Below are 10,458 nucleotides of genomic sequence, written 5' to 3'. Positions count from 1 at the left end.
AAGAATAAAAGAATCACCAGTCCTGCTGGTGATTCATCACTTTCTGTTGCGCAATAATAATTCTCTCAAAAAATGCTTCAGATCTTTCTTTACAGGTTTTATGACAACCTGTTTATGCAAGCTTTCATCCATGAATGCCTGCTGGCTGTCGATCAAAGCTGTCCCTGCTTTATTTTTACGTACATAAGAGCCATCCGGCTGCAACAAGGAAGCCTTGGCAGTATCTGAAAGCTGTGTCTGAAGGATACGCAGGATCATTTCTCGGATATCCTCATCATAAACAGGAGCAGCGATCTCCACACGATGACGCAGATTACGTGTCATCAGATCAGCCGAAGAAATATAGAGCTTCATCTTGTCATTTTTACCGAAGCAGTAGATACGGGCATGCTCCAAAAAACGTCCGACGATACTGTTTACCACGATATGATCCGTATGTCCGATAATTCCCGGACGAATACAACAGATACCGCGCACGATCAGCTGGACGTCCACACCTGCCCGGCTTGCCTCCTCCAGCTTATCGATCATATCCCTTTCCGTGATCGAGTTCACCTTGATGCAGATATAGCCCTCTTCCCCTTTCGCAATCTCTTCATCGATCAGGCGGATCAACGCTGATTTGATACCTAAGGGTGCCACTAAAAGCTCACGATATTCACCCTCAAGATTTTCAGTCATCATATTTCTGAAAAAGACGCTCGCATCCGTTCCTATTTCTTCACTGGCACTCATCAAACTGAGATCCGTGTACATGGCATTTGTTTTCTCATTATAATTTCCAGTACCGATCTGGGTAATAAAACGGAATTTACCCTTTTGTCGAAGCGTGATCAAACAGATCTTGCTGTGACACTTATAGTTTTCAAAACCATAAATGACCTTGCAGCCGGCTTCCTCCAGCATAGCTGACCATGCAATATTGTTTTCTTCATCAAAGCGGGCTCGCAGCTCCATCAAAGCAACGACCTCTTTACCGTTTTCAGCAGCCCGGCATAAGGCACGAATGATTTTTGAAGAAGAAGCCAGACGATAAATCGTGATCTTGATTGAAACGACATCTTCTCTGTCAGCTGCCTCATTCAATAGATGGATAAACGGATCTACCGAATCAAAAGGAAAGAACAGCAGTTTATCTGATTTACGTATCTGTTCGATCATCGAGATATTTTTATCAAGATCATTGGGCCATCGCGGCACATAAGGCGTATAACAAAGCAAATCTTTGATCTTATCCGGAAGCTTTTTGATCAGCTCAAAAACATACTTCATGTTCAATGGTGTCGTATCTACATAAATCTGCCGGTTTTCTACATCAATGATCTTCAATAGCTCTTTTGAAAAAGCGTTGGATACTTTCTGGCTCAATTCCAGGCGTACGATCGCAAGGCTCGATCTCTTTTTCAAAATCTTTTTCATATAAGTACGGAAATCCGTATCGGCATCTTCAAATTTTTCCGGATCAAAGCTGACATCCGCATTTCTTGTCACACATAGGATGCAGGATTCGATTTCCTTATATTGACCATAAAGCGTAGAGGCCATTTTTAAAAGAATCTCTTCGATTCGAATGAAGCGTTTTTCATCCGGCAGCATGATCACTTGCGGCAACAAGGAAGGAACCGGTATGAACGCCATTGATTTCTTATTATCCTTTCCCTTGACAAGCGATGCGACATACAGCTGCTTATTACGAAAATGAGGCTTTGGATGACGATTATCTACGATCTGCGGTGAAAGGATCGGCAAGATCCTCTCATTAAAATAATGCTTCACAAACTTCGCTTCACTGACATTTAATTCTTTATAGGAAACATCTTTGATTTCATTTTGTAAAAGTGCTTCACAGACAGAAGCATAGATATTGGTCTTTCTTTCAATCAGTCCCGGAATCGTCTGATAGATATGATGCAGCTGTTCCTCAGCGCTCCATCCGGTCTTATTGTCAATATCGTCCACCTTTGCCGAAGCAATATCAAAAAGACTGCCTACCCGAATCATGAAAAACTCGTCTAAGTTCGTTGAAAAAATAGAAATAAATTTCAATCTTTCCAAAGCCGGTACGCTCTCATCCATCGCTTCCTCCAATACACGCTGATTAAACCGCAGCCAGCTTAATTCTCTATTTTGCGTATATAAATAATCTTGCATTATCTTAGAATCCTTTGACAAAGATATCCCTCCCTGACACCATAATTACAAATCATAAGCTTCTCCACCTGAAAGCGATCCGCAATATCATAAAGAATCATAAATCCGGGAATGATCGTATGGATACGTTCCGGATCCACCTTCAGAATCACATTTGCAGCCTTCTTTTCATCACCTAGAAACAGCTCCTTGAGCTTCTTTAAATGCTCATATGAAAGCAATTGCTCATCATCTGATACAAGTTGCAGAAATTTCGCAAATTTCAAAACAGATCTTGCCGTTCCGCCTGTACAAATAAGCTGTTCCTTCTTGCCGAAATCATCAAAATCAGAAGGAATCGCTTCATCGATCTCTTTTTCAATTCTCTTTAATGAACCCTTGCCCGGTAAAATCTTCTTGACACAGTCCTTATACAGCTTTAATGAACCGATTCGGAAGCTATTTGAAAAAAGCAGCTCATGATCGTCAAATATTGCGATTTCGGTACTGGCTCCCCCGATATCAATAAACACTCCTTCAGAAGCCTCGATTTCATGCATGACACCTACATAACCCAAAACGGTTTCTTCCTCCCCGGTAATGACATCAATATCAAAGCCTGTCCTCATTTTAATTTGAGCCAGGGCATCATCTGTATTGACGATATTCCGCAGGGAAGCTGTTGCGAAAACATGGACATGCTCATCTAAGGAAAGCAATCTTAATGTATTCTTAAACTCCAAAAGTCCCGTGCAGGCCCGCAAAATCCCTGCCTCACTGATGCATCCGCTCTCCACATATCCCGCAAGAGCAGCCATAAACTTCTCTTTAAACAATATCTTAAAGCTTTTTTCTTCAACCTCATATACGGTCAGTCGCATTGAGTTTGATCCAATGTCAATCACTGCTTCTTTCATCTTGCCCTCCTGTCAAAAAAGCAGCAGTCGTTTAAGCCTCCTGCTGTTTCTCAGTTTCTTCTAAACGATCTTTGAAAATTAAAATCGCTTTTGCGCTTCCATTTATTGAAAAAGTAATGAACTCATAACCCAGCGCTTCCATCTCGTTGATCTTATCTTCAATTCTTTTCGCCATCTTCTCAGCCTTTGGCGAATATTTCACGACAACAGTCTTAACGCCCATATTTCCTCCCATACATGATGTATATGATAAAGGAAGCAATGTAAAATCTGCTATCACATTCATGTAAAATCATTACTTATTATGTCCAAGATTTTTATTTTTCTCACGACATATATCAATAAACGGACATTCACTGCATCTTGGATTCTTTGCCGTACAAAAATATCTGCCAAAGAAAATAAAGAGATGATGTGCACGATTCCATCTTTTTCTATCCAGCTTACGCTTTAGCTTCTGTTCCACCTGCAATACGCTATCCTGTGGCTTTGCCAGTCCCAGACGCTTGCTGATCCTTTCAACATGCGTATCCACGGCAAGTGCCGGTATGTCAAACGCAACGCTCATAACGACGTTTGCCGTCTTCCGTCCTACACCGCTGAGCGAAGTCAGCTGTTTCATGCTGGAAGGTACTTCTCCATCAAACCTCTCAACAAGCTCTTTGGCACAGGCAATGATGTTTTTTGCCTTATTGCGGTATAAGCCAATATTGTGAATCAGTGCTTCCACATCCTTTAAATCTGCACATGCCAATTCCTTTGCTGTCGGATATTTTTCAAATAAAGCCGGAGTCACCTTATTCACACTGGCATCGGTCGTCTGTGCTGAAAGGATGACCGCAATCAAAAGCTGAAAGGTCGATGCATGTTCAAGCTCACAATGAGCTTCAGGAAACATGATTTCTAATTGATCTAATAGTTCATCACTGCTTATCTTCTTCATGGGCACCATTCTCCAAAATACGATTGATATAATCAAAATTTAATATATTTCGCATGCTTGCATCACGCAATGCAAAGGTGATCGATCTTTCATCATAGGTATTCAGCCAATCACTGATCCTTTGAAGCTCATAAGGACTCAGTGGACGTTTAAACTCACTTTCAAATAAATCAAAGATATTCTTCTCAAAATGAAGCTCATTCTCCATCTGAAACAACCCATCGATATTGATATCAAAGCCCTGCGGAGTGACATCGATCTGCAGATAACCTTTTTGATGCAGCTGATCCAACAGATCATCAATCTCCTCCTCGCTTTTATTCAGCTTATTTTTCAACACATCAAAACTGATGAGCGAATGTGTTTCATTAAGATATTGGACTAACAGGATCAAACAAAGCTGGGTATGGGTCAGATTCAAATTCTCCATTTCCTCAAAGATCCAGTACATCCGATTAAAATATTTCTTTTCATACCACTGTTTCATATCAAATTTCTCCTAAGATAATAAACGATCTCATAGGTATCATAATCATAATAGACCATCAGATCCCCTTCCTCTACCGCAAATACCATATTATCATAGCCATAGCCGATATTCACCGATGCATCTTCAATACCATAATCCGCTGCCACAAGAGCCTGAATATCCTCGATCATAGAATCATCATAATCCTTTTCCATGACCAGCTCGCCTTCATTATCAAAAAGATAAGCTTTTTCTCCATATACAGCACTATACGTCACATATTGAAAGCTATGACGATACAACGAATGAATAGAAGGAAAACGCCTTTGTACAACCGTAAGCACAGCCTCATCCTTTTTTGCTTCATAACGGGCAGGTCCGCTGATATTTAAACCAATATTCACAAATATTAAAAAAACAATGAGAAAAAGTAATCCGGCTGTTAAAGCAATTTTTTTAATATTCATAGCTTCACTCCTTATGACCTATTTTACCACATTTCATTTTTTTATAAAACACGTTGGCTTTTTTTTATATTGAAAATATGATAAAATGTCAACGGTGATAACATGTTGAAAAAAATACTCAAGATCGTAGCCATTCTTGTCGTTTTATTTTCCTTGCTTTTGATCATATCAAAATTCATATCCGATTATCGTCTTCACAAATACAACAACAGCGTGGTCAACGATGAGGTTTTTCCATATAATCAGATTGACAGTATCTTTGATAAAACAAACAGCGATACGATCTATGTTTTTCTCTACGATAAAGATTCTGATGACTGCATCTATTTAGATGAAGTATTATTAAAGGAAATCAGTTATGAACATAACGGCATTACCTTTGAAAATATCTATAAAGTCGAATATGAACAATCCTATCGTTCTTATATCCGTCAAATGATCCAAAATACATTTAATATCCGTTCATTTCCCGCAATCGTAGCCCTTACCCAGACTGAAGACGGCTATGAAAAAACAGACAGCTTTGAATATGTCATCAATCAGGAAGAAAACCTTGAAAATTTAGAAAGCTTCCTGGAGAGAAACCATTTCTTTGATATATCCCAGAAAAACTAATAACCCCGTCAGATGCACGGGGTTATTTCATATTGATTTATTTTATATCTATCTGCGCATGATCCTTATCCAATATCTTGATCACTGTATGAGCGCCTAATTTCACCTGAATCAGCTCGCTTAAATCTTTTAAGGCTTTTTCAAAATCATTGATACGAGTCATATCGACGCATTCGATACAAAGAAAGGCATTGTGAGTATCCTCTGTCAACATGGTTCGGACAGCTTCCCGCCAATTCCAGCATCGGCAGATGACACCGGCATCATCTTTATATACGATTTCTCCTTCATATGGTGATTCAGCTTCATTTGATCCAAGCGTCACAAAATCTTCATCACCCTTCGCCTTGGTCAATAAGACATCACCTTCAAATTTATCGATATCTTCACCGCCGCAAGGTAATGCATATCTTAAAGAAATTGCATTATAAAGATCTACTAAAGGATTGATCACTCTGATCCCATCCCCCTTCTTGACCCTCTTCATCAGGGCTTCAACGGAAGATCTTGCACCCTTTTTTGTCTTAAACTTTTGATAAGCCTCTCGCCATACCCTAATCACATCATTTTGACTAAAATCCGGCAGATTTAAATATGTTAATCCTTCTTTTCCATATTCCTTAAGTAATGTTGCATAATATTCCTCATCATGATCATACTGATTCTTAATATCCTTGCAAAGGATGATCCCTATTTTTGCCTCGGGAAACAATTCCCAAAAATCATCTTTTATCATAAACTTTGTCATTATAAATTTCTCCCGTTAGTTTCAATGATCTATTTAAACCAGTCGAAGCTATTCTTTTTATCTCACTTCTGAAGCAAATGTGATATATCATTTTTTAGAATAACGGGCCACGCATTTCTCACAGAATTTTGCGCTGCGTTCACTGGCTTTCTTCGCATATTCCTCAAAATCCATCTCATTGCCCTCCTTCACAGCAATATCGCTTAATGAACGAATGACGACAAAAGGAACCCCGTAATGGGCGGCACAGTGGGCAATTCCTCCAGCTTCCATTTCAGAACAAAGGCTTTCCGGGAAATCATGCAATATCTTAGAAACCTGTTCATTACGGCTGATAAACTGATCCCCGCTTGCAATAAGTCCTGCATGGTAAGTGATCTTCATTTCTTCCGCTACGCTCTTAGCGGTATTGATCAACAGTGGATCAGCTTCAAAGAAAGCCCCTTTGCCACTTTCTCCATCCAAAACTGAAGTATCGAAATCATGTTCGACGACAGAAGTAGAGATCACACAGTCCAATACATTTTCATCTTCTTTCAGACCGCCTGCTGTTCCGATATTTAAGATTGCATCTATCGGAAAATGTTCCAATAGCAAGGTTGCAGAAATTGCGGCATTGACCTTTCCGCATCCGCTCAAACAACAGATCACTTTCTCATCCGCCAAAACAGCTTCATAAAACTTTTTATTGGCAATCGTTTTTTCCTTTACATCATGACATAAGGCTAAGATGGCCTCATTTTCAATGTTCATGGCACTAATAATCGCTATCATAAAGACTTCCTTTCACATACATAAAAATATTTTTCACCCTCATGGATCCCCTGCTTTTTAAAATCGGTATAAACGCTAACCTTAAAACCGGCTTCTTCACACCACTGGGTGATCACATGAGGATCATAGACACGCTGGATATGCTGTTCATAACTGGGATGGGCTTCTTGATCAAAGAAGACAAAATTCTGATAAATACAATCTTCGTGTGATTCGATGCTCCATTCATAACCACAGCCATCAATCATGCCTTCTTCATAAAATTCATCCTCAAATTCTTTTAAACGGTCTAAGGAATGAACATCGAAGATAAACGTACCCCCTTCATTCAGATTCATATAGGCATTATGAAGTACCTGTTTAAAATCCTTTTCATCAATCAGATAATTCATGCTGTCACATAAACAAAGCACACAGTCTGCCTTTACATCCAGGGGTTCTGTCATATCATGGACGCTGAAATCAACAAGATGGGCATCTTTTTTCTTTTTTGCCATTTCGATCATCTCGCTTGAAAGATCACCGGCTTTCACATCATAGCCTTTTCTTGCTAAAGCAAGCGTGATTTCACCACTGCCGCAGGCATATTCTAATACGCTATGAAACGATGCATGGTCTTCAATAAAATCAACCCAATCCTTTGTTGCTTCATCATCCTTTACTAAGGCATCATAAAAGCGGGCGAGTATCTGATACATTTACATCACCCTTTCACAATTGGCATAAAGCTTTTCAAGGCCATAGACCTCGCGCTCACTTTCTTCAAAGATATGAATGACGATATCATCACTGTCTACTAAAAGCCACTTGCTCGTATCATTGCCTTCGATATGACGATAACCATGACCATGCTCCAACAGGCTTTCCTTGACATAATCTGCCAATGAATGCAACTGGCGGGTATTGGTCGCACTGGTAATCACGACATAATCGATCAAAGGATTCAGCTCATGAAGCCGATAGACAACTGTATCGCTTCCTTTTGCTTTATCAATGGCTTCCAATACATCCTTTAAGGCATTGTTCATACTTTCTTCTCCTTTTTTATATATTCGCTTTGTATCTGCTTCACATATGAAACAGCTGCATCTAAATTTCTTTTTGCTAAATTCAATTCATAGCTGGCATCATAGCCTCTGAGCGGTTCACATTTATCCGCAATATAGACGATCTGCGCATAAGGATCATCACAATCCCCTTTGACATGATGATGCACCGCTTGTAAGATATGCTTTTCTCTTATCTTAAACACTCTTTTTAAATAATGATCGGCCAGATAACCGTGCCAGATGGCCTTAGGCTCATCAAGATGATCTTTTTCATATACCTGCATAAAGCGTTCGCTTTTTTCAACATCCCAGCATTTACAGATATCATGCAACAGACCGATCACATAGGCATCTTCTTCATTTAGATGATGCACACTTGCTAATTCCTTGCACACATTGGCAACACTGACGCTGTGAAGATAACGCTTTTCATTCATCGAATGACGGGCAAACTCGTGCAGATAGAGCCGGTGTTCCCAAATGTAGTTGCGTACGCTCTCACTGACATCTTGGAAAGCTCCGGCGCGCACCCGGGTCGATGAAATGTCAATACGCTTAAAAGGTACTTCCCTGAGATCATACGGACATTCGATCACTTCGCTGTCACGTTTGAAGACACGAAATTCTGCCAGCTTCATGCATTCTTCGATATCTTTCCATTTATCCAGTAATTTTGCCTGATCATTTCCGATATAAAAGACAAATTCATAGTCAAATCTCTGTTTCAGTTTTTGAAGCGTATGTATCGTATAACTCGGTATCGGCAATTCTTTTTCGATCGTACACACTTTCATTTTTTTATAAGGGGCGATCGCCCGCCGGATCATTGCTGTCCGATCTTCAAAAGAAGTAGGCTTTTCCTGCTTGAAAGGAGAAAGCCTGCAGGGAACAAACCACACCTGTGAGCAGCCATCCTTCAAGATAGCCTTCGCCAAAGCAAGATGCCCTAGGTGGATCGGATCAAAGGATCCGCCCAAAAGTCCGATTCTTACAACTGACATAGATTCTTTTCACTCTTTCGATATAAGACAAAAGTATGTCCGATGATCTGCACGACCTCACTATGGGTCGCACTCGCACATTGGATCGCTGCTTCCCGGACACTGATCGGAGATGTCTTTAAACAGCTGATCTTTACTAATTCATGAGCTTTGAGAGAATCCGAAAGCGTTGCACATAACGTATCGCTGACTCCCTCCTTACCGATCATGACAATGGCCTTTCTCGTCTGAGCCATTCCTCTTAATTTACTTTTTGCTTTTCCGTCTAACATTTAAATCATCGCCTTTCTGAAGGTCACAGAAACTCTTTCATCCACGACCACTTCTACTTTATCAACTTTTCCTCGTATGCATACAAATCCTAATCCGAAAATAACGATATCCTGACCGTCAATATTTCCCTGATAGGTAATCTTCTTTAAATCAGAGATATTTTTTGAAATGGTAGGAGAAAGCTCTTTTCCCAGATGATTCTGCCACAGCTCATCTGCCTTTTCACATTTTCCGCGATGAAGCTTCATCTCATTGGAAAAATAACACGTAGCACTGACACCTTCACAGCCCCAAAGATCGATACGTGCATAACCGCCAATTGACAGTGACTGGTTGCCTTTTAGCTGATAGACCGTTGGTTTGATCGGTTTAAGTGGAATCAGCTTTTTCAGATCCTTATCTTCACAATACGTTAAAACGCTGCCTTTGGCCATAAGACCCGGTGTATCATAGATCTTATAATCTTCATACTCCATTTCAATCAATCCCAAGGTCGTACCCGGATGAGGACTGGTCGTAATCTTGGATTGCCGCAGCAACGCATTGACCAGCGTGCTCTTACCGGCATTGGCCATTCCCATCATCACGATATCTTTGCCGTTTCTCAACTGTGCAAAGGCCTCTAACAGATTGTCAATGCTCGGATTGTTTTCACTATACGCATGATGAACCAGATCCTCCACGATCACGACACCTTTCAGATCGATCCCTTCTTCTTTACACCGATGAATGATAAATTTTGATAATTTCTCATAACCGATCGATTTTGGAAGCAAATCACGTTTCGTTCCTACTAACAATATTTCTTTATTCCTGCCGTGCGCCATGATCCTTGAAAAAAGTCCTGCTTCAAAATCAAACAGATCGACGACATAACAGATCAAAGCATCCAGCTGATTCACTTCCTGCAGCACGCTATCCGCACTGATTCCCTGCCGATAACTTACCATGGCATCATTATAATGCGTCAAACGAAAGCAGCGCTGACAGATCACGGCATCGCTTTTAGGTGTATATCCGATTTTATTCGCATCCTCGCTTTGGAGCACAGCTCCGCATCCTAAACATTTTC

14 protein-coding genes are annotated in these 10,458 nt (G+C 40.3%); 1 reads left to right on the top strand and 13 read right to left on the bottom strand.

Annotated features, from left to right (window positions below):
• Positions 1–36: 36 nt before the first annotated feature.
• The 6 genes from ppk1 to ACZYT3_RS12250 all read right to left on the bottom strand — a co-directional run bounded on the left by ppk1 (position 37) and on the right by ACZYT3_RS12250 (position 4,926).
• Positions 37–2,172 carry a polyphosphate kinase 1 gene (ppk1, locus tag ACZYT3_RS12275; RefSeq protein WP_464088852.1) on the bottom strand — a complete coding sequence of 712 codons (2,136 nt, stop codon included), beginning with the start codon at positions 2,170–2,172 and terminating at the stop codon, positions 37–39.
• Positions 2,151–3,047, bottom strand: coding sequence for a Ppx/GppA phosphatase family protein (locus tag ACZYT3_RS12270; protein ID WP_464088851.1), 897 nt, complete (start codon positions 3,045–3,047; stop codon positions 2,151–2,153). The genes ppk1 and ACZYT3_RS12270 overlap by 22 nt, the downstream gene beginning before the upstream one ends.
• Before the next feature lie 31 nt (positions 3,048–3,078).
• A complete protein-coding gene (locus tag ACZYT3_RS12265) occupies positions 3,079–3,270 on the bottom strand; it encodes a hypothetical protein (protein WP_294560980.1) in 192 nt (63 codons plus the stop codon).
• Between the two features lie 72 nt (positions 3,271–3,342).
• Positions 3,343–3,990 (bottom strand): endonuclease III, encoded by a 648-nt coding sequence (gene nth, locus ACZYT3_RS12260; protein WP_464088850.1) that lies wholly within the window; start codon positions 3,988–3,990, stop codon positions 3,343–3,345.
• On the bottom strand, positions 3,971–4,477 hold the full coding sequence (locus ACZYT3_RS12255; RefSeq protein WP_294560979.1) for a DnaD domain-containing protein: 507 nt from the start codon (positions 4,475–4,477) through the stop codon (positions 3,971–3,973). Before ACZYT3_RS12255 ends, nth begins: the two co-directional genes overlap by 20 nt.
• Complete coding sequence (locus ACZYT3_RS12250) at positions 4,474–4,926, bottom strand: hypothetical protein (protein ID WP_464088849.1); 453 nt, start codon at positions 4,924–4,926, stop codon at positions 4,474–4,476. Before ACZYT3_RS12250 ends, ACZYT3_RS12255 begins: the two co-directional genes overlap by 4 nt.
• A gap of 102 nt (positions 4,927–5,028) precedes the next feature.
• Here ACZYT3_RS12250 and ACZYT3_RS12245 point away from each other — a divergent pair, with 102 nt between their 5' ends.
• A complete protein-coding gene (locus tag ACZYT3_RS12245; protein WP_464088848.1) occupies positions 5,029–5,541 on the top strand; it encodes a hypothetical protein in 513 nt (170 codons plus the stop codon).
• Positions 5,542–5,578: 37 nt separating this feature from the next.
• Here ACZYT3_RS12245 and ACZYT3_RS12240 read toward each other — a convergent pair whose 3' ends face one another.
• The 7 genes from ACZYT3_RS12240 to yqeH form a co-directional block, all read right to left on the bottom strand.
• The gene (locus ACZYT3_RS12240; protein WP_464088847.1) at positions 5,579–6,289 is read right to left on the bottom strand and encodes a B3/B4 domain-containing protein; all 711 of its coding nucleotides are present in this window, start codon (positions 6,287–6,289) and stop codon (positions 5,579–5,581) included.
• A gap of 87 nt (positions 6,290–6,376) precedes the next feature.
• Positions 6,377–7,063 carry a 5'-methylthioadenosine/adenosylhomocysteine nucleosidase gene (locus ACZYT3_RS12235; RefSeq protein ID WP_294561196.1) on the bottom strand — a complete coding sequence of 229 codons (687 nt, stop codon included), beginning with the start codon at positions 7,061–7,063 and terminating at the stop codon, positions 6,377–6,379.
• On the bottom strand, positions 7,060–7,761 hold the full coding sequence (locus tag ACZYT3_RS12230; RefSeq protein WP_464088846.1) for a class I SAM-dependent DNA methyltransferase: 702 nt from the start codon (positions 7,759–7,761) through the stop codon (positions 7,060–7,062). Before ACZYT3_RS12230 ends, ACZYT3_RS12235 begins: the two co-directional genes overlap by 4 nt.
• Positions 7,762–8,091, bottom strand: a complete 330-nt coding sequence (gene rsfS, locus ACZYT3_RS12225) for a ribosome silencing factor (protein ID WP_294561194.1) — start codon at positions 8,089–8,091, stop codon at positions 7,762–7,764.
• Positions 8,088–9,113, bottom strand: a complete 1,026-nt coding sequence (gene nadD / locus ACZYT3_RS12220) for a nicotinate (nicotinamide) nucleotide adenylyltransferase (protein WP_464088845.1) — start codon at positions 9,111–9,113, stop codon at positions 8,088–8,090. Before nadD ends, rsfS begins: the two co-directional genes overlap by 4 nt.
• Positions 9,101–9,385, bottom strand: coding sequence for a YhbY family RNA-binding protein (locus ACZYT3_RS12215; protein ID WP_294561192.1), 285 nt, complete (start codon positions 9,383–9,385; stop codon positions 9,101–9,103). The genes nadD and ACZYT3_RS12215 overlap by 13 nt, the downstream gene beginning before the upstream one ends.
• Positions 9,386–10,458, bottom strand: a 1,073-nt coding sequence (yqeH, locus tag ACZYT3_RS12210; protein WP_464088844.1) for a ribosome biogenesis GTPase YqeH, incomplete at its 5' end; no start/stop codon positions are given. It lies immediately after the preceding gene.

This window comes from Traorella sp. mt218 (assembly GCF_055420025.1).
Note: the sequence above shows the minus strand (reverse complement) of the source record. Positions and strands in the feature narration are given on the sequence as shown.